This is a genomic window from Indolivaga alginatilytica (genome assembly GCF_003201355.1).
In the GTDB taxonomy this organism is placed as follows: domain Bacteria; phylum Bacteroidota; class Bacteroidia; order Bacteroidales; family Dysgonomonadaceae; genus Dysgonomonas_A; species Dysgonomonas_A alginatilytica.
In genome coordinates, this window is sequence record NZ_QICL01000004.1 from 111,116 (window position 1) to 130,014 (window position 18,899).

General features: G+C 33.5%; 26 protein-coding genes and 1 tRNA gene. 2 read left to right on the plus strand and 25 right to left on the minus strand.

Annotated features, from left to right (window positions below):
* Positions 1 to 69 precede the first annotated feature (69 nt).
* The 4 genes from CLV62_RS05515 to CLV62_RS05530 all read right to left on the minus strand — a co-directional run bounded on the left by CLV62_RS05515 (position 70) and on the right by CLV62_RS05530 (position 6,184).
* Positions 70 to 1,122, minus strand: a complete 1,053-nt coding sequence (locus CLV62_RS05515; protein WP_110309779.1) for a DUF3871 family protein — start codon at positions 1,120 to 1,122, stop codon at positions 70 to 72.
* Complete coding sequence (locus tag CLV62_RS05520) at positions 1,091 to 1,981, minus strand: AAA family ATPase (RefSeq protein WP_110309780.1); 891 nt, start codon at positions 1,979 to 1,981, stop codon at positions 1,091 to 1,093. Before CLV62_RS05520 ends, CLV62_RS05515 begins: the two co-directional genes overlap by 32 nt.
* 154 nt (positions 1,982 to 2,135) lie before the next feature.
* Complete coding sequence (locus tag CLV62_RS05525; protein WP_110309781.1) at positions 2,136 to 4,886, minus strand: DEAD/DEAH box helicase family protein; 2,751 nt, start codon at positions 4,884 to 4,886, stop codon at positions 2,136 to 2,138.
* Positions 4,887 to 4,969: 83 nt separating this feature from the next.
* Complete coding sequence (locus tag CLV62_RS05530) at positions 4,970 to 6,184, minus strand: site-specific integrase (protein WP_110309782.1); 1,215 nt, start codon at positions 6,182 to 6,184, stop codon at positions 4,970 to 4,972.
* 320 nt (positions 6,185 to 6,504) lie between these two features.
* Here CLV62_RS05530 and CLV62_RS05535 point away from each other — a divergent pair.
* Together CLV62_RS05535 and CLV62_RS05540 are read left to right on the plus strand one after the other, a co-directional pair.
* Positions 6,505 to 6,578: transfer RNA gene (locus CLV62_RS05535), tRNA-Asp, on the plus strand.
* Between the two features lie 198 nt (positions 6,579 to 6,776).
* Positions 6,777 to 8,030 carry a tyrosine-type recombinase/integrase gene (locus CLV62_RS05540; protein WP_110309783.1) on the plus strand — a complete coding sequence of 418 codons (1,254 nt, stop codon included), beginning with the start codon at positions 6,777 to 6,779 and terminating at the stop codon, positions 8,028 to 8,030.
* 67 nt (positions 8,031 to 8,097) lie between these two features.
* On the opposite strand, the gene CLV62_RS05545 is transcribed toward CLV62_RS05540, so the two are convergent.
* The 21 genes from CLV62_RS05545 to CLV62_RS05640 form a co-directional block, all read right to left on the minus strand.
* Entirely contained in the window at positions 8,098 to 8,667 is a 570-nt protein-coding gene (locus tag CLV62_RS05545; RefSeq protein WP_110309784.1) for a hypothetical protein, read from the minus strand.
* A 61-nt stretch (positions 8,668 to 8,728) separates the two neighbouring features.
* Positions 8,729 to 9,577 (minus strand): tyrosine-type recombinase/integrase, encoded by an 849-nt coding sequence (locus tag CLV62_RS05550; RefSeq protein WP_110309785.1) that lies wholly within the window; start codon positions 9,575 to 9,577, stop codon positions 8,729 to 8,731.
* Between the two features lie 16 nt (positions 9,578 to 9,593).
* Positions 9,594 to 9,839 (minus strand): hypothetical protein, encoded by a 246-nt coding sequence (locus CLV62_RS05555; RefSeq protein ID WP_110309786.1) that lies wholly within the window; start codon positions 9,837 to 9,839, stop codon positions 9,594 to 9,596.
* Between the two features lie 118 nt (positions 9,840 to 9,957).
* The gene (locus tag CLV62_RS21665) at positions 9,958 to 10,131 is read right to left on the minus strand and encodes a hypothetical protein (RefSeq protein ID WP_170120019.1); all 174 of its coding nucleotides are present in this window, start codon (positions 10,129 to 10,131) and stop codon (positions 9,958 to 9,960) included.
* A 6-nt stretch (positions 10,132 to 10,137) separates the two neighbouring features.
* Entirely contained in the window at positions 10,138 to 11,040 is a 903-nt protein-coding gene (locus CLV62_RS05560) for a tyrosine-type recombinase/integrase (protein ID WP_110309787.1), read from the minus strand.
* Between the two features lie 11 nt (positions 11,041 to 11,051).
* Entirely contained in the window at positions 11,052 to 11,279 is a 228-nt protein-coding gene (locus tag CLV62_RS05565; RefSeq protein ID WP_146212704.1) for a hypothetical protein, read from the minus strand.
* 44 nt (positions 11,280 to 11,323) lie between these two features.
* Complete coding sequence (locus CLV62_RS05570; RefSeq protein WP_110309789.1) at positions 11,324 to 11,539, minus strand: hypothetical protein; 216 nt, start codon at positions 11,537 to 11,539, stop codon at positions 11,324 to 11,326.
* A gap of 39 nt (positions 11,540 to 11,578) precedes the next feature.
* A complete protein-coding gene (locus tag CLV62_RS05575; protein ID WP_110309790.1) occupies positions 11,579 to 12,388 on the minus strand; it encodes a hypothetical protein in 810 nt (269 codons plus the stop codon).
* Positions 12,389 to 12,413: 25 nt separating this feature from the next.
* Positions 12,414 to 12,692, minus strand: coding sequence for a hypothetical protein (locus CLV62_RS22340; RefSeq protein WP_394337192.1), 279 nt, complete (start codon positions 12,690 to 12,692; stop codon positions 12,414 to 12,416).
* Between the two features lie 247 nt (positions 12,693 to 12,939).
* The gene (locus CLV62_RS05585; RefSeq protein WP_110309792.1) at positions 12,940 to 13,119 is read right to left on the minus strand and encodes a hypothetical protein; all 180 of its coding nucleotides are present in this window, start codon (positions 13,117 to 13,119) and stop codon (positions 12,940 to 12,942) included.
* 3 nt (positions 13,120 to 13,122) lie between these two features.
* Positions 13,123 to 13,932, minus strand: coding sequence for a hypothetical protein (locus CLV62_RS05590; protein ID WP_110309793.1), 810 nt, complete (start codon positions 13,930 to 13,932; stop codon positions 13,123 to 13,125).
* 3 nt (positions 13,933 to 13,935) lie between these two features.
* The gene (locus CLV62_RS05595) at positions 13,936 to 14,781 is read right to left on the minus strand and encodes a hypothetical protein (RefSeq protein ID WP_110309794.1); all 846 of its coding nucleotides are present in this window, start codon (positions 14,779 to 14,781) and stop codon (positions 13,936 to 13,938) included.
* Positions 14,782 to 14,844: 63 nt separating this feature from the next.
* Complete coding sequence (locus tag CLV62_RS05600) at positions 14,845 to 15,345, minus strand: hypothetical protein (RefSeq protein WP_110309795.1); 501 nt, start codon at positions 15,343 to 15,345, stop codon at positions 14,845 to 14,847.
* A 110-nt stretch (positions 15,346 to 15,455) separates the two neighbouring features.
* A complete protein-coding gene (locus CLV62_RS05605; protein ID WP_110309796.1) occupies positions 15,456 to 15,842 on the minus strand; it encodes a hypothetical protein in 387 nt (128 codons plus the stop codon).
* A 67-nt stretch (positions 15,843 to 15,909) separates the two neighbouring features.
* On the minus strand, positions 15,910 to 16,221 hold the full coding sequence (locus tag CLV62_RS05610) for a hypothetical protein (protein ID WP_110309797.1): 312 nt from the start codon (positions 16,219 to 16,221) through the stop codon (positions 15,910 to 15,912).
* Positions 16,218 to 17,117 carry an LPD29 domain-containing protein gene (locus CLV62_RS05615; RefSeq protein WP_110309798.1) on the minus strand — a complete coding sequence of 300 codons (900 nt, stop codon included), beginning with the start codon at positions 17,115 to 17,117 and terminating at the stop codon, positions 16,218 to 16,220. The genes CLV62_RS05610 and CLV62_RS05615 overlap by 4 nt, the downstream gene beginning before the upstream one ends.
* Before the next feature lie 91 nt (positions 17,118 to 17,208).
* Positions 17,209 to 17,499: a hypothetical protein gene (locus CLV62_RS05620; RefSeq protein WP_110309799.1), complete on the minus strand. Its 291-nt coding sequence runs from the start codon at positions 17,497 to 17,499 to the stop codon at positions 17,209 to 17,211.
* Positions 17,496 to 17,777: a hypothetical protein gene (locus tag CLV62_RS05625; protein WP_110309800.1), complete on the minus strand. Its 282-nt coding sequence runs from the start codon at positions 17,775 to 17,777 to the stop codon at positions 17,496 to 17,498. Before CLV62_RS05625 ends, CLV62_RS05620 begins: the two co-directional genes overlap by 4 nt.
* A 15-nt stretch (positions 17,778 to 17,792) precedes the next feature.
* Complete coding sequence (locus CLV62_RS05630; RefSeq protein ID WP_110309801.1) at positions 17,793 to 18,065, minus strand: hypothetical protein; 273 nt, start codon at positions 18,063 to 18,065, stop codon at positions 17,793 to 17,795.
* A 4-nt stretch (positions 18,066 to 18,069) separates the two neighbouring features.
* Positions 18,070 to 18,279 carry a hypothetical protein gene (locus CLV62_RS05635; RefSeq protein WP_110309802.1) on the minus strand — a complete coding sequence of 70 codons (210 nt, stop codon included), beginning with the start codon at positions 18,277 to 18,279 and terminating at the stop codon, positions 18,070 to 18,072.
* A gap of 21 nt (positions 18,280 to 18,300) precedes the next feature.
* A complete protein-coding gene (locus CLV62_RS05640; RefSeq protein WP_110309803.1) occupies positions 18,301 to 18,888 on the minus strand; it encodes a hypothetical protein in 588 nt (195 codons plus the stop codon).
* Between the last annotated feature and the right edge of the window lie 11 nt (positions 18,889 to 18,899).

The following is an 18,899-nucleotide window of genomic DNA, read 5'->3' on the forward strand; positions in this document are numbered from 1 at the left end:
CAGAGTTCTATATAAAAAACAAGCAGAACTCTGTCTAAATCATATATCAAATGTAATGAAAACTTAGACTTATTCAATAAACCACCTATACTCACTATCCCCTTTTAGAGCAGATGCTACACCATTTACAAACTCAGTACCATTAGCAGCCCTGTTTAGAAATGAATCAATGTAGCTGTTCTTATTAGCCCCTGTAAAGAGATTATATACTTTCCACAGATTAATAGAATTGTCATTGTTCCTACAAAAAGCATCATCTTTATAATAGTTCCTAGCAATAATATTCAAATGCCCATCATTAAAATCTAGGTTGGGTAATTGTTTCTGTTCTTTTGATGGTAAGCACTGGTATAATCTTGATTTTCCTGCCAGTTGTGCAAATTGATGTTCTGTGAGGCTGTAATTCTTAAAGGTGTTCATTAATTGCAGATGCTTGGAAACATTATAAAGCTGAAACATCTGAATTACCTTATTGATTAGCTCATTACAATTTAAGGCTCTGAGTTCTTCCTTAAAGCCATCTGTTGAAACACAGAGATTGCAACATACCATATTCTTGAATCCTATAAAGACTTTGAACTTCTCTACACTTTTCTTGCTGTACAGGTTTTCATGGTTATAGGCTCTCACACCACCAATAGACAAATTTAAGAGGTTACCCTCAATATCTTCATGTATGGTGGGTATCTCCATTACAAAGGCTGCTCTTTCATAGTATAAGGTTTTATCTTGATCAAGAAGCTCATTCACCGATTTATGAATAGCATCTGGGGTTCTGCCTTTAATAAGGTGAGATACTCTTATTTCTGGTGCATCTATCCTCTCATTAGGAAATACTTTTGTTGCTGCTTCATAGACTGTTTCAATAAAATTGGTATGACTAATAGTTACTTCATTGTCTTTGCTGAAAACAGGAATAACACAATCTTGTTTCAGATGTTGAAATGTGACTTCTTTGGTATTAGCTTCTATAAAGGGAGTTCTTTTGTCTGATGTTCTAACTTGTGTAATATTTTGAATTGTATTAGATTCTTCAATGATTACAGCTTCTTCTATTATTCTGTTGTGAGTTCTGAATGATAAGGGCAAATTACCCTGCCTTATTTGTAATACTTGTTCCATGATGATTTATATTTTGATTGTTAATATTATTTGTTGATTTAGTTTGCCTAGATTGAAGTAATGTTTTCTGTTTGGCAAAATCAGTAGCCAGAAGTTTATACCATTCTGGATATTGATTGTAGATTGTTGTCAATTGATCTAATGAGGTTGTTTCTTTGATCTGTCTCTTTACATCATCTACCTTAAGACCAGAATTACACCAATCCAATATTTTAGTTCCTGTTGATTCATCTACAACAAAACTAGACTTATCCATAAACAGACCTGTCCTGTCTTTACTTGCTTTAGCTTGATGGTGAATATCAATATCCAATACTGTGGTGAATTCATAATCTATCTCATTCCTCTGAATTGCTTTAAGACCAATCTTTTCTACTGTGGTTTTATTATCCACAGTTTTAATGATATAATCCTGTTTTGTTCTGATGGTACATATTATATGACAAGGGGATTGTAAGAGCTTTTGAACAAACATATTGTACAAGGGTGTTATCTTGTTCCAGTTGGTAAAACTGTTCCCAGAAAGGGAACTATGGAGTTGTAGGAGGTAATGCCAACAATGACTAATGGAGTCAATGATTATAACCTCTATATTGGACTTCTCACATAATTCTATGGCTGCAATATATCTTTCTGGTGAAAATGGCTGGGAAAGGTTCAAAACCTTGAAATCTCCAATATGGGAATAGAGTTCAATACTGTTCTCAGAGTCTATGACTGCAACATTAGACAAGTTACCATTGCATAGTCCTTTGGCTATCAGTAAGGCACTCATAGACTTTCCTGAGGAGGAACAGCCTTGTAATGCCATTTTGATTTTTGATGCTTTTCTTTGGGTGGGTTTTAGTTCTAAATTCATAATTTGGGATTTTAGTGGTTATTGTTTTTGATGGAACAACAAAAAATCCATGATAGGGGTGAGTCTATCATGGATTATATTATTGTAAATAGTGAACACTTTTTTGAAAAACTATATTATAGCAGTTTACAAAAAAGTGTCTATATATGAGATGTTATTCTATTGTTCTTATTTCATTCTTATATTCACGTCCTTCTAATGTTATTGTTGAAACAGGCATATAGTCCTCTAGTGGTTGAGTTGACTGAATATACATATCAAATTCTTGACCTATTATATCACATTCATTTAATAATACAAGATCATCATAATTTTCTTGTCTTACATATTCATATTTATAGAGTAGATCTATGCCTGTTCTTTTCTTGGGTAACTCAATAATCTCAATATATTCAATATTTATATTTTCTGTTTGGTCTGTATTGGGTATAGGTTTATCTATGTGAGATTTTCCTGTTTTAATAAAGAATGTCTTTTTTAGCTCTTTATATATTTTTACTAGTGCATCATTCTTATTATCTGGATTTAATGAATCAAATTTTCTAAATACCTTGTAAGATTCATCTTTCATTATATTAACTATAGTTCTTATAATAAAATCTGTTTCAAAATCACTAAATGGATTCTCTGAGAAACTATTAAAATTTGAGTAAATATATTTTTTACCATTGTTTTCTTTTATGAAAACAATTTTTTCTAGTAACATTTGGTATAGCTTATATAAATTCAGATAGGTTTCAATAAGATTATTTTCTCGGGCATTATTTGTGAGTTGTTCATTGCTATATATCAAGGCATTTGCCATACAACATAATAAATAATCTTCTCCTTTAAATGGAATGTCTATTACATGACCTGATTGATCTTTTTGAAAATAATTGTCATGCAACCTTTTATTACCTTTTATTGCTTTTTGGAAGAAAGCAATAATATGTTGCTGAAAGGGTTTGTTTGATTTATATATCTGGGTATAGTTGTTAGCCCATGATATTGTATTTGAAAAAATATTCCTTTCAAAGTCTTTATATAAAATGTAGTCACATATTTCAAATTTGTTCTGATGTTCCTCTGAATTATAAATATCCATGAATAAATTATATAAATAATCATGCAAATGCCCATCTTCTATAACTACTTCTTCTGTAGGTTTTGAAATAATACTTTTTAGTCTACAATTTACAAATTGATTATTAAAAGCTGCCCAGATCATATAAGCTGATAAATCTTTTCCAAAAATTGCATACTTACTATAAAGGAACTTTTCTCCCCATTTCAGCATAAATTCATCTTTGGATGGATACCTAAGAGATGGCAAATATTCCCTTTCCCCTGTATCAGTTTTTTCTAGAACAAGATCTATTTCCTTTTTAACATCTGCATAGATTAGACCATACTTCACTCTTATAATTGCTTCTTGTTCTCCAAGTCCAATTTGGCTATATTCTGAATAATAATCTAAATCTTTCTCAATATTAGTTTCTTTCAGTTCCTCTAAAATAGGAATGTTAGGTAGTTTATGTATATATGAATTATAAGGGTCATTTATATCAGGAATAATTAACTGTGTAGGTGTAGGCATTATTACATATATATCTGCTTTTTCCCTAGCTCTTGCTAAAGATTGAATAATAGGTATTGTGCCATTACTAAATATACCTAAATTGTTATTGTTGAAATTTTTACTACTTGGAAAGCTATTTGGGAGTATTATCACATAAGCACTATCTTCGTGTTCTATACTTATCCCTGTACTAAACATTGTACCTATATTGCAGTAATCTTTTAAAAACTTTCCCTCAAACTCTATATTCTCAAAATTGTTTTTATCTAAACTCTCAAAATTGTCTTCTGAGATACTAAGATTTATTTTCCATTTTTTATCTTGAATTAAGGACTTTAGTTCATCATTATTTAGGAATAGTTGTACTATTTTTATTGCATTATCTTTTGAGTATGATAATATATTCAAATGCTGATGTTCTTTTATTATTTTCTTGAAGAACTCTACATACTCATCACTCTCAAATTTATAATTTCTTTTTCTGGTTAAGAACAAATGCAAATTACTCAGTTTTTCAGTCTGTTGAGTTCTTACACTTTCATATATATGTAGTTTCTTATCTGTTAATTCTGCTAGATAATTTATAACTGTTTTTGATGCTTCATTAAATGTTGCACTCAGAATAAAGCTTTTATGTAATACTCCACTGGTTTTAAATTTCCAAAGGTTAAAGATTAACTCTTGTTTAAAGTTTTGTATTCCTGCATGAATCTCATCAAATATCAAAATGATTTTTCTACCCTTATCTTTTGCATAATCTATAATTCCTTCAAGATACTTACTTTTAATTGAACTTTGTTCCATAGCATCATCTCCCGGATTTCCCAGAAGACAATTTATAGTCATTACATGTATTCTAGACCTTTTGCCATAGTTTATATTATTGGGGCTACTTGCTTTCTCACTATTGATACCTCGTTCTTTATAAGGAATTTCAACTAAATTGTTATAATCGGGAATCTTAATATGGTTTATCTCTTTTTGTATTAAAGAGATGTACTGATTGATCAGAGATTTGTAAGGTACAGCAAAAATAACTGTATATACAGGAGCATCAGGTCTTGGAAATTTAGGTAAAATATAATTTTTTGCAACTTGAATAGCAAAAGTGCTTTTGCCTTGACCAACAGAGGAACTTATGACAACTGTGTTAGATACCTTATCATTATAGAAATTCGGTTTTATTACATCTGTCAAGTATTTTCCAGATGGAATATCTATTGGTTCTTTTGAAAATTCTAAACCAAAAAAGTCTGATTCTGTAAGCTTTACATAATCAATAGGTTTCTCAAATATTTCAGTCTCTAATACATCATAGGAAGTATTGTATTGGTTATTCTCCATAGATTAGGGGTTTGTTTAGTTAGGAATAAACCCCTAAAGTATGAAAATTGTAAATACTAGATATTGTTTAGAGAGACTTTATTCTACAACAAATTCTTCATTGCCTCATCAATCTGTTCATTCTCAAAGCTGTTTAGGTATATTTGAGTAGTTTTTAAATCTGAGTGACCTAAAGTTTCCCCAATCAAAGCTATATTGACACCAGAGTTCTTTAGGATAGTAGCATAGCTGTGCCTACTCACATAGGTAGTCAGATTTGCATTAATCCCTGTTATTTTAGCAATCTCTTTTAATGACCTGTTGACTTTGAGTAATACTTTTTTCCTCCTATTATATTTCTGCATTTCAGTATTGTGAATGGCTTGATTGAGAATAGGGAAGAGAAACCCACTTGTTAAACTCTCAGAAGAATACTTTTGAAGTATAGCATTTGCTTCTTCACATAGAGGAATATTGATTTTCTTACCTGTTTTCTGTCTTACATAAATAAGCCTACCCTCAACAATATTGTTCTGTTTCAGATTAGCAATATCTGAGAAATTGATTCCACTACAGAAATAACTGAATATAAATATATCTTGGGCAAACTGCATATATTCTCCTTCTTTTGTTAAATCCAAATTCATTATTATTTTGATATTGTCTTTGGATATAGCCCTTTTCTCTGTTTTGATGCTGAATTTTGAGACTTTGAACTCATCAAAGGGATAAGTTGCTTTCTTGGCATGTTTAGCCTCTATAGCCTTGTTGTAAACACTCCTGAGAGTTCTAAAGAACATACTCATGCTTGTATCTACACAACCTCTCTGTCTTAAATATTTCTCATAGCCTTTTAGGAAATCCAAATCAATATGAGAAAATGGAATATCCAGTTTGTTGTTGGTAAACATCTCTATAGACCTTAGAGAGTCTTTGTAGATCCTTGAATTACCTATTCTTCCAGATTGTTCAAATTCAGTTACTAGCTCTTTGTAGAACTCTCCTACAGTTTTGATTATATGTTTTGATTTAGGTGCAATGAGTGTAGATGCTGTAAATTCCTGATCTTCTGATTTTAGTTCTAATATTCTTTTCTGATATTCAGCTTCCTTATCTAATATGATTTTCAATATTAAATCTTTGTTAGGACAATTTGATTTTGGTCTATTTTTATCAAAATCCCAAAATTGTGGATTAACAGAGATTCCTAAGCTTTTATACTTAGACTTTCTATTCATACAGATTCTTAGCATAAGGGGACTTTCTCCATTTGAAAGTTTTTTGTTTTTATAACATACTACATTTACTGTTGTACTCATGACTTAATTATTTAAGTCTTGGTTCAAACACTGGTTCAAACAAATCACTTGAAATCCTCTTTAAGACTAACTTTTGGTAGCTTAATCAATCAATGAATTTTTACTATTATTTCATCTATATTTATTGGTTATTCTACTCAAATTACTTGTGACAACACTGATTCTTTACCTCTAACACCTCCTGTAATCTTCTCATAATCAATAGTGATTAAAAATAGTTTAAAAAAACTTCTTCTAACTCTTGGAGGTTACAGAAAACTACACTACTTTTGCAATGCATTTGGGAGAAAATGCTACTCCTAAAGAGTATTTTTAATAATGGTGTGGTAGTTCAGTTGGTTAGAATACCTGCCTGTCACGCAGGGGGTCGCGGGTTCGAGTCCCGTCCATACCGCCTTATAAAACATTGATTTTCAAGCGATTACGATTAAAGTAGTCGCTTTTTTTATGTGCCTATATTTGGGATTGACATAGAAAAACACGGTTTTCTAAGCTATTCTTACACGGGTTGAGTTGAAATGTTTACAAATAGTTTACACTTGATTTAGGGGTTTACAAATAATTTTTAATTGTAAATTTTTAAACAAAGATTATGGCGACATTTAAAGAAGTAGTCAGAAAAAGAAGAGGTGACGGAATGTATGCAGTTTACATTCGGGTAACACACAACCGTAAGATTGATTATATCAAGACGGATATGTATGTGCATGACGGACATCTAAAGGGTGGAGAAATTACCGACCAGATCGTGAGAGCAAAATGCTCTATCAGAATTAAAGAGTTTTTGGATAAACTGAATTTGAAGGACACGGATAACTGGACGGTAAAGCAAGTGATGGAGTTTATCAGCAGTAATGACAAAGTTCTGTTTTATCCGTACTGCGATGAATTTGTTAAGAATTTAAGAGGGAAAGGTAGGGATAAGACCGCCGAAGGGTACGAAGATGCGATCAAGTCATTCAAGAAGTTTTTTACCGACACTAATCTGGCTTTTCAGGATATAAAGAAGAAAGATTTAGGAAAATGGATTGAAACCCTTATGGAAACAGCAAGGGCAAAGCAGAAATACCCTTCCAACATGAAGGCAATATTTGACGCAGGACGTGATAAGTACAACGATTACGAGGATAATGTAATTTTTATTGCGAATAACCCATTTTACAAATTAGAAATTCCAAAATGTGATACTCCGCATAAGAAGGCTACCGATACAGATAGTATAAGGAAATTGTTTTCAGCCAATCCAAAGGGAGAAAGAGACGAAATAGCTCAGGATGTTGCTAAACTAATGATTTATATGGTCGGTATAAATACAATAGATTTATATGACATGGAGGACTGGAGATTCGAGGGCGGTAAATTACGTTATAACAGGCATAAAACAAGAACAGTAAGAGAAGATAAGGCATATACGGAGGTAACTGTCAGACCAGAGATTTTGTATTTATTTGAAAAGTATAAAGGTAAGAATGGTTATCTGTTTAACTTTAAACAAAGATATAGTACACCTAAAGGATTCTATGAAAATGTAAATAAGGGTTTGAAGCAGATTTGCGATGATGAAGGTATAAAAAAAATGACGACTAATACTTTGCGTCACTCTTGGGCTACTGTTGCCAAGAATTACTGTAAAGCATCGGATGAATTGATTGACTTTTGTTTGGTTCATGCTCCCGACAAGAAATTAGCTTGGAAGTATATAGATGTAGACTACTCACCTATTGATGAATTGAATAATCAGGTTTTAGATGTAATTTTTAATCCGAAAGTGGATAAAGGAAAGAAAAAGAAAGGTGGTAAGAATAAAGAGGAAGAAAAGTCAGTAATTAAGGAAGAAGCAGCATAAAATAATGAATTGTAAGAAGGAGAGCCGAAAACGCTCTCCTTTTTTGTTTTAAATCTGACTGGGAATTTTAGTTATACATACCTTTATTACGTTTAAAGGCACATACAGGACAAAGAGGGTTATCGCAAGGTTCACTTTCTTCTAACATTTCCTCAAAACTAGGTATTTTGGAAGAAAGAAGCTCGGCGAGGTCGGGAATTTTTTGGGAAATCACTTTTGCTAGTTCGGGTGGTAACTGGTCTAAATCAGGCACTTTACCTCCATTTTCTATGAGGCTTTTTAAAACTATTAAGGCTTCGAGAGGTGAATCGACAGATAGTTTGACAACCTTTACATTGCCCTTGTTCCTGTAATTTTCAAAGGCTTGTATTATAAGTCGTGAGATTAAATCATTTTCCCTCATTGCGTTCGTAAGTACTTTGACTGCGGTATCAAATATCTGAGGATTTTGAAAGTTACCGACATTTACAGAAATGCCTTGCATAACATCTTCTTCGTTTATAGCACCTCCCAGAACTAATGCAAAAGTAGTTTCATCATCCACAGCGTAAATGTATTCGTGCAAGAGTTGTACGCTTTCAATAACGTTATCAAACGCTTGATTACCTGTTGTTGCATTTTGTTTTTTAGTTCCCATAAAATTTCGTTTTATTAAAATTAGATATATTCGAGTTTTATTCTCGTCAAAATCGGTTTACCTATACTGCTAAATGGAGTTTTCCGTATGTGGATTTGACTTCTTTAGTATTGTTTTGGTAGCGGCAAATATAGGTCTGTGTCGTTTTGATGTCTTTATGTCCCATTAATGAACAGACCAAAACAATATCCAAAGTGATTTCATAGTTGGTAGTCGCAAAGGAACGGCGGGCATCGTGGCTGGAGATAAATTTATATTTGGCTCCTGTTTCGACTTTTCCTGCCCTGACGATCTTTACTTCACTATTTATTCCTGCTTTTTCGCAAATCTGCTTAATAACTTTGTTAAAAGTCTTTTGTGCGTATTTGAAGTTCATTTCTTCATTAATAAGTTGTTCTGTAACGGGGCAACTAATAGTGTGTACAACATTTTTCGTTTTTTGTGCGAAATATATTATCTCGGAATTAACTATATTGGTGCTATTCAAATGTATTACATCGGAATAACGCATACCTGTAAGGCAGGATAATAGAAACTGATTGCGTATTGTATGCTCGATTTCATTTTCGGGCTTATAATTTATAAGCAACTGAATTTCATCTAATGTAAGGTATGTGTTGATTACTCCTACTTTTTTAAGTGTAAGTATATCGGCAAAATCCTGACAAGGCAAATTTATTGCCTCACTGTATTTATTCAGGATAGCTTTGATATGGGCACAATAGGTTCTAGCCGAGTTTTGCGATACTTCGTCTAACAGGTATTCGACAAATTCGATCAGAAATAGTTTTGTAAGGTCGTTCCAATCGACTTCTGTATTATTGTTGTAGCTTTTCAGATGGTCGAGAACGTATCTTTCCCTAAAGTACTTTTTCTGAAATGCGGTTGTGAATTTTATATTTAGGTTCATGGCTTTATGTTTTTAATCAATTTTTTACTAAAGTGTCAAACTGAATGGATTTTACAAAGTCGATAATCTTCTGATGATGTTTGTCGGATATTTCGACAAGTTTACCTGTTGATTTATCTACCGATTCATTCAACGCACAGTTTAAGGTACTACGGTCTATTTCAATTCGTAGTGCTATTTTACTTATATTGAAAAATCCTAAACTCCAATTGTGTTTAAGATATTTCCATGCCTGTTCAAAAGTAAGTTCATTTTTATTCATAGTCTTGGTTTTTACGAAAAGTCATTGGTTTTTACGAAAAGTCGTTAATAATGAAATGGCATACAATTATTTCTATGATGATTGCATGCCATATTCTAGTGATATAATTAGAAGGTTGTTAAATCAAATCTATACTATTGTTGGAACAAGGTTCAATTTGCATACGATCTTTGGAATCGACAACGATATGCAGTTTTCCGTTTTGTTCGTAAATAAAATATTGCCGACATCCGATAATAATTGTTAATCGGTCGGCTTGCTCGGCATCTTTAAGATCGACTTGATAATTCATATTAATTCAATTTTGGGGTCTAGGTTTAAAAAAAGATTTATCAGACATAAACCTTGCATTATCACTCTTTTGTATTCTTATATACTTAAAAAATGATTCTTGTGTTGTATGTCCTGTAAGAAGCATTATCCTATACAATGGAATATTCTCAGGTTGAGAAGCAAAATATAGGTTTGTTGCAAAAGTTCGCCTCCCAGTATGGGGAGTAATTAGTTCATACAAAGAATATACACGTTTATATAATCTTTCCCCTCTTGTTTTTTCTACTGTAATTGGCTTTGTTAAATTAGCTTTTAAACATATCCTTCGTAATGTTAACCCAAATGATTGTTGTGACGGACTTTGAGGTAGCTTATATTTGTATTTTTCTAATATGTTTCTTACAACTGGATGTATTGGTATTTCAACTATATAATTTGTTTTCTGGGTTCGAACCACTATATTAGTACCTATTATATTAGGGCTTCTAAGATTGATTGTATCGCTAAAACGAAGTCCAGTATAGCACATTAAGACAAAATAGTCTCTTACGACTTCCGCTTTAGGAGATAATCTTTTCACGTCAATTATGGCTTTTATCTCTTTTTCAGAAAGAGCAATCGTCTCAGGAGCTTCCCCCTTTACAATAATCGACTGGTAGCCAGAATCAATTTTAAATTCACGACTTGCTTTATTTAGTATAGTTTGAAGTATTTGAAACTTACATCTGATAGTATTTGGACGGTATTTTTTTGGATGTTGCCTAAGAAATTCGACAAAATTCTCAGTGGTATGTTCGGTAAAATCAGAAACTTTTAGGTTTTTATTAAATTTTATTATTAATTCCTTAGTAACTCTGAGTCTATTTTTATACCTATCGCCACGCAGAGTTGTAGCTATTAATTTATCAATAAATTCTGTTATTTTCATATTATTTGTTTTTAGTTATACCGAAATGCGTTTAATTCAGATGCTTTTTTTCCGTATTTTGCTTTACAAAGGGCATCTGCATATTTTTCAGAACACCATTCACAAAATAAATTGTTACTGTCGGCTATATAGAATCGTGTTTTTGCATTTATTCGTATTACACCATTGTAGCCTCGAATAATCTTTGTAATTATCCAATTGTCGCTATTTATAACTGCTTTGATTGATATTTTTTTCATTTGTCGGAGGTTTAATTTGATTTTTGATTGATTTACTCGGCTGCTTATAATAAGATGCACCATTTACAGTTACCGTCTTTGGTTATCCATGTTTCGGTATAAGATACTTCTTTACGCCAACCGTTGAGATACCAGACGTATGATGTTTTGGCTTGAATTGCATCGGAATCCATCATTATTATTTCATGTACTGTTATCTCTGTGTCGCCTCTTTCAGTCAAAAGGTCGGACACAATTCTTTTTGCTTCATTATCAGTCATTTTGTCGGAGGTTTTAATTAATAAATTTGGTTGAAAAAATTATAATTTGTTTAATTCCTTATTTGTTGCTGTAATTACCAACAATCCTGCTTCTAACACTGAACCAGAGACATCAATAAGGCTGTTCATGCGATTTATAAATTTGTCTCCTTCGCCGTGTTGGTTTAGTGGATCACAGGTAACTAATTCGGGCATAAATATCTTTATATCGCAGCATTTGCCGATAGCTCTTACATATTCGGTGTCGCCTCTCCTTTTGGCTACCATTTTACCGTATTGGATCGCTTCTTTCCTTTTGTCGGCAGGGAAATATGAAGTGTTCGAGATATTAGAGTTATACCAATTTTCGACAAACATCGCTGTACCACCGTGATTGTGACCTAATCCGAAGGTATTTACTACATATCGGGGTTCGCCTACTGTGGTGTAGGTGTGTTTGCCGATAATGAGGTAGTTGTTGGGCTTTTCTTGAAAGTTTCGTAACTGACATTCTTTGGTGTGTACTTCGTCGCCTTCTCGTATGATTCGGTTGCCAGTCCAATATGGGAGGTTTTCGGCTGCATTACGAACTTCCTTTATCAGTGCCTTCATAGGATTTAAACCTGATTTACCACAATTTCTTTCACTCTGCTTTATCTTTCTCCATAGTTGTCCGTTGTGGTAGAAGTAGGTTTCCCTGCAATTATACTTTTTTACTTTGAAAGCAATTTGTACCTCACTGTATTCTAGCTTTTGGAGGTTTACAGTAATGGTTTCCTGTTCTACTTTGGTTCTTTGTAGTTTATGTTTACTACTCGGAAAGTAGGCTGTCTCGTATTTGAGATTAACTTGTATTTGAATATTTTCCATTTGGTCGGAGGTTTTATGTTTCAGATTAATAGTCTTGGTCGGATTCTTGCGAATGTTCAAAATAGATTTCGGGTTCGGACGTTACGTTATAGATATAGTTCCCGAATTGTACCAGTAATGCACCTTTGCCGTAAAATTGTTTTTTCATTCCTTCGGGGCTTCCCGTTGCACTGAAATTAGCAAAGGGGGATAAGTCTATATTGCTTTCCGCTAAGTGGCGTAAAGGGCGTTTTTTTGCATCCCTTGCATACGGATTGATATAAGATAGTTTGTCTGTTATTTGACAAAGGGTTTCAAAGTCCATAACTGATAAATCATATTGCAATCCGTTTTGGTCGATTAATAATAACTTTCCGTGCAGATAACATATTTCATCATAAATTGAAGTGTCGGATTTGATTTTCAAACATGGCTCGCTCACATATTCTGACGGTTCGCCTATCCAGTTGGTAAGTTTCTCCAGTCGGTTTTCTACTTGTTCAAATAGTTCGTTGTATCGCTCGTTGAATGTTTTTGTTTCCATAATTCTGGTCGGGGATTATTAAATTGTTTTATTTCTCGGCTTCGTTATAATAGATTGTTAAAGTCCAGCCTTTAGTAGATTCAGATTGTAGAATTTTCATAATAACACATCGTCCGTCTGTTGTATTATCAGTAAGCCATTCGTTTACACTATTTTCAAGTTTCTCTACTTCGTTGTGAGTGAATATTTTAATTTTCTGTTTATACATGATTCATTTTTTTAGTTGATTTTTCGCTTCCCTAAATTCGTTTTTACTGTCCTCAAATTTTGCTGCTACTGCTTCACAAATGGCTTCCAGTTGTGCAGTAGTAGCTTCTTTAATCCATTCGTAATTTTGATATACAGGTGTTTGCGTGATTTCCCCGTTCTGTAAGTCAATGGCAATTGACATTATTTCTGTACCAAAATCGGCAATGATGGCTACATACTGAAAATTGAGTTCTAGTGCCAGAATATCGACTGTTACGGGTTCGAGGTCTGCACTTTCCCATGTGGTGCAAATCTGATTATCTTGAAAATTGACACGGTATAATTGTGTCATAGTTAAGTTGTAGCCATCTTTTTGGAGTTTTTCTTCTACAAAATGACGGGGATTTATTACAGTGTAACCACCTTCAAAAACGATATTATTATCTTGAACTACATATCTAGTCAGCTTTTGAAGGGTAAAACTTTGCATTGCTTTTTCGCCTCCAAAATAAAGATGTGCTGTGTCGATGGTGTCAATTGCGTTCGATACGTCCAGTTTGTTCATGTTGCGAGTGTTCCAATAGTCGTACCCTGCCATTTTGCAAATTTCCCTGAGCTTAATTGTCTTGTAATCTGCTTGGCAAATGAAGTATTTATATGCTTCGGTTCTCAACTCTTTGTCTGACTTGCTATTCTGGTCGATTGCATCAAGTATTTGGTAACTCAATTCTTTGTATTCAACTTCATAATCCTTACTTTGGATATAGTTGATTACTGCCTGACGGAATTTTTCGGATTCCGTCAGGTATTGTTTGTAGGTTAGATTTTTCATTGTCTATACTGAATAATTGGTTAATAAATCTTTTATTTTCCATTCTGCGGAGGGGTAGGCTTGCCAACATTCGTTGTTGGGCGACCATCGGAAACCGCTACTTTTGAGGGCTGTTCTCATTTTCTCGTCAGGTTTTGAGGGGAAAAACAATTTTATCCGATTTTCGGCAATGTCTTTTTCGACTGTTACCCCGTTGATGGTATAGGATTCGTTTTCTTTCCCTTCGGCATCGAGGCGTTTTTGCAGTTCGGCGATTCGGGCTTCTGTATTTTTGATTTTGGCATTGTTATTAGATAATTGCCATGTCTGAAACCCTTTTTTCTCATAAGAATATGTCGGATTGAGAAGTATATAAGCAGTTGCTTTTGAAATACCGAAGTTTGTCAATTCGTCAGAAACTTCTTCCTCTGTTAGTTTTTTGTTACGAACAACTTTGTTTATGGCTTTCATTGTCTCTTGCCATTCTTTTAGCTCGGACAATTTTTCTTCCTGTTCTTCGATCTCTGAACTAAGGGAGTAGTTTTTCTTTTTCTCCCATCGTTTTACTCTTTGGGTAATATTCTCACGCCATTCTGAAAACCTTTTATAATGATTGTCAGCCCAACGATTCAATTTTTCCATTCTTCGGACAGGGAAGTTTGATGCACCCGAAATAAACGATGAATAAATGGGTGTCTGTGAACCGAGCCATGCACGATATAGTGAAATGTATTTAGTTGTTACCCAATCATGGTATTCGGTAGGGATTTGTGACAGTAGATTTTTGACAGTAGATTTTTGAGGTCGTTCGAGTAATCGTTTATATTTCGTTCTGCGGTTGCCTCTGGGTTTGAATAAATGCCACTGCAAGCTCTTACTGCTAGGTCTTTTAAATCTCTAATTTCTTTCATTTTGTCGGAGGTTTTTATATGATTATTTAGTAATATTTTGAAATGAAATAGTTTGATGCTTTGCCCGTAGGGAATGGATAAGCATTTCGATGTCGAAATCGGGTTTTATTTTTTCGCTATCGTTCCAGATGATTTTTTCTCCTGAATAAAAATATGTTTCTATCCATCTGCCAGAAGATATAATTTCAAATGTCATGGATGATACTCTTTGAAGTTGTTTGATTTGTTCGGAATAGTAGTGCAATAGATTTTTAACTTTTGGAAGGCTCTTTTTAGCTTTTTCAAATTCGGCAATACTTTTCCCTTCTAAGAGTGCATTATTCAAAAGAAACGTCTCTAAACAATCGAAACCGATGCTATATGTTTTATTATCCTTTTCTCCTTTTACGATTGCAATGTTTGCAAGCGGTTTGAAGCAATTTTGACAACAATGCCCTAAACTTTCGAGTATGGGGATATAAAATTTATCCATTAATGTGTAGGTCTGTTCAAGAGACATATTACGTTCTATTATCTTTTTCATTTTGTCGGAGGTATTATATAAGAATATCCAGACGGTTGAACGGCAAGCGATCTCTACGGGTAGCAATTTTAAATCGTCCGTTTTGTCTATGATTATTCTTTCAGGTTTAATTATTTGTTTTCTTTTTTCGGATAGTCGGCTAAATGTTCTCTTATTTCACTTTTAGAAATGGTTCGGATAACTAAGCCTGTTTTTCGGTGTTTGATAAGGGTTGTTTTGTACAAGTCCTCAAAATCGCCTGTATTATAACTATCGCCTGCGATTGCTTTGCATTGGTTGGATAATGGGCTTTCGGTGCTGATTAGCAGTGTACAGTCGGGTTTGATGATATTTTCTTCCGAAAAACTTTTGTCTCTATCTTCAATAGCTATTTCTTCTTCGTTATATTCTCCGTATAATGAGCCGTCTATATATAACTGAAACTTTTTCCAAAAAGGGTTATATATTACGTCTGCTTTTATAATACCGTCTTGGGTATTGACAAATATTGCATTCATATTTTTTTAATTTATTATGTAAATAATTACAGCGAAGGTTTTTATGCTTCGCCGTTCGGGTCGGGTGTTAATCGAAACAGGTTATTCGTTGTACGCCTCTTTCGTGGATAGGGTTGATAAATTTTATTCCTTCGTAATGGAGAAAGCCACCATCGTTCAGGATGCTTTTTAAGGCATCATAACCGCCTCTGGGGGTATAGGGTGTATTATCGTTTTCGTAGGCTAAATATCCCTTTCCTTCGATATAAAAACAGCAACCTATAACGGATGCAGCTTGTTTGTCGGAACATTGAAATTTATAATCGTGGTCTATCTGTACTATTTCGAGTTGGTTGTTCAGTTCGATTGTTACGGAGGTACGTTCATCTGTATTTTTCATGCTATTTTAATTTTCAATAGTTTATTAATAGATTCTTTATGCTTCTTTTTAGAGAATATCCACCCTTCGCCACATTTGAGGTGCTTGTTGAATTTTCCTCCCAAGTTTCCCAATTGTTCTTTGATAGGTTTGGTTTCTCCTATCAGTGCAAAGGCTTTTTCGGAATAGTCAATAATTTGTATATCCAGATTTTCGGGTATGGCTTTTTGTTCGGGTTGTTCGGTTGGCTTTTGTGGTCGTTCGGCTTTTATTCTTGCTTGTTTTTCAACAACTTTAAAAGGTTTATCCCATTTACCGATTGACATTCCATTATAGAAATTTGTATGGAAATAGTCGATTTGTGCATCACTATCATTAAAGTTGTATGTTTGGGCGAAATCGAAAGCATCTTGTAATATCTCCCTGCATAGCTCGGTCAGTCTGTCGTCTTTGCTGATATGGTAGTAATTGACATCGAAATTGAGGGTATTTTCATTGTAATATTTCTTTTGGCAATCGTCTAAATTGTCATATACAATAACGTCCTGCGGTGCTTCCAATAATGCTATATCGAGGCTGTTGTAGTCGGGTGCAGTTATTGAAAATTTATAGGTCGGATATTTTTCTTTTAAATATTCACGGACAATTTTTGCTATGTCCTTAGTCCTTAAATTTGAATTGTAGTTGTCACCCTTCCATCCCCACGCCGTGTAAAATTCGCTACGGGTGCTTTGTGCGGTTTCGTTGGTTTTCACGCTCAATTTACTTTTCCAGATCGAGAAAAGTATATCGTATTCGTTGTTTATTTCTTGCATGGTTTCTGTTTTGCCCCCTTTGTCGGGATGGTTCGCCAGTGCAAGTTTTTTATATTGGCTTTTTAAGTCCTCTAATGAGGTTATGTTACTGAAATGTTTCATATCTTTGTTTTGTTAATTGATTTCTTTTGTCGGAGGTTAGTTAATGTTTAGGGTGCGTGAATCTTTTGTCGGAGGTACGCACCCTTCTTTATTAGTTGTTTATTGCTTCAAAACGAAATCTTTTCCCTTTTTTTATTACTCTGAAATTGCTTTTCGTTCCTAAGACTTGCCATTCGGTAGGGCTTATTTCTTTTAGTTCTTTTTCACTATAAAAATATTGTTCGAGACATATTTTTATACCGTCCAAAGTTGGAGAAGATGCGAGTAGGATTGTAACCTTTTTAGGTGGGAACAGTTTATCAAATTCGTTTTTAAATTCTTCATCTTCGTTGTAGATTCTTTCAATTTCATCTACTATCATTTTATCTATTTTGGTACTCATTTGATTATGTTTTTAAATTGTTCATCATTGAATATATTTTCTAATTCTGCATTTATTGCAGCCTGTGAGGTTTCTTTGATTGTCGCTTTGCTTATTGGTGGTAACATGATGCAAACGGCTTTAAATACGATTTCTTCTCTTTGTGCGACATTGTTTCGAGCGTTGCAAAATGCTACGTTTTCATTTTCAGCGTCCACTATTTCGGTTGCATTTTTCTGTACGGTCACATTGTTTGGATAATCTACCGTATATGGAAAGGATATTTCAAATTTTTTCATTTGTCGGAGTTTTTGTTATTTACCATCTACAATGTCACCGCAAGCAATCCAAAGAATACGCTGTATATTTTCATCATGGCTGTTTAGTTCTTTGTCGTCCCAAGCTCCATAATCATAGAGTTCGTTCTTTAGTTGTTCGGGGTCAATTTTCTTTAGTTGCCGTTTTATTTCGGGTAATTCGCTGATTCGTTTTATATCTTCGGAACAGTCGCCAGCGTGAAAACCAATTGCAGCCAGTTTTTTAGTGATATTCAGACATTCTCTGATATAGTTGAATGATACTATCATAGTATTAATATTTTTTGACTGATAAACCTTTAGGACACATAGATAATGAATAGCCGTTTTTTATTAGTTCATTTATTACGGCTGCATTACTTTCATGTATCAATATTTTATACACACTACTATAATTATCTGTTATAGGTGTATTAAAAGATACTTTTATTTGATTGTTCGTTGTAAGTATCTGAACTGCTTTGTTAAAATCTTCTGTTTTCATTGTCGGAGGTAATAAAGTTGTTTAACTTGCTTTTTCGTAGATCGCTTCACCGTTGGAAAATTGAGCCGTTTTAATGAGTGCGAGTTGACAATATTCTGATAAAATTTGTTCAACTTGTTCGGTTAGTTCAGGAGTAGCAGAACGAACAAATTTTTCTATATTCTTTGATTGTATTTTCTGCATACCCACAGGCATTTTAGAATAATAATCTAAATCCGTATAGTCGAAATGTTTTAGAAAATCTTTATAATTATCAAATGAGTAGCCGTCTATCTGTATATCTGTTATATAGTCCAGTGTTGCACCTTCATAGCGTCCATTTGATATTATTATGTGGCAGACTACATTTATAGTCACGTCTCCAAACGTTTTATTTAGTGCTAAACTATGGATATATGAGCCGCCATAATAACGGCTCATTTTATGATTTACATTATCACTATCTAAAGTGTAATAGGTTGCTTTTTCGGTCAAATTTTCAAGCTCTGTAACGATATTCTCTTTTATTTCGTCAAAATACCATGAATCAAATATTTCGCTTTCGTTGGTACTCATGCCGATAGCATAATATTTTGTTGCTTCGTATTTACAGAAATTAGGTGCTGACATGGCTTTATGTT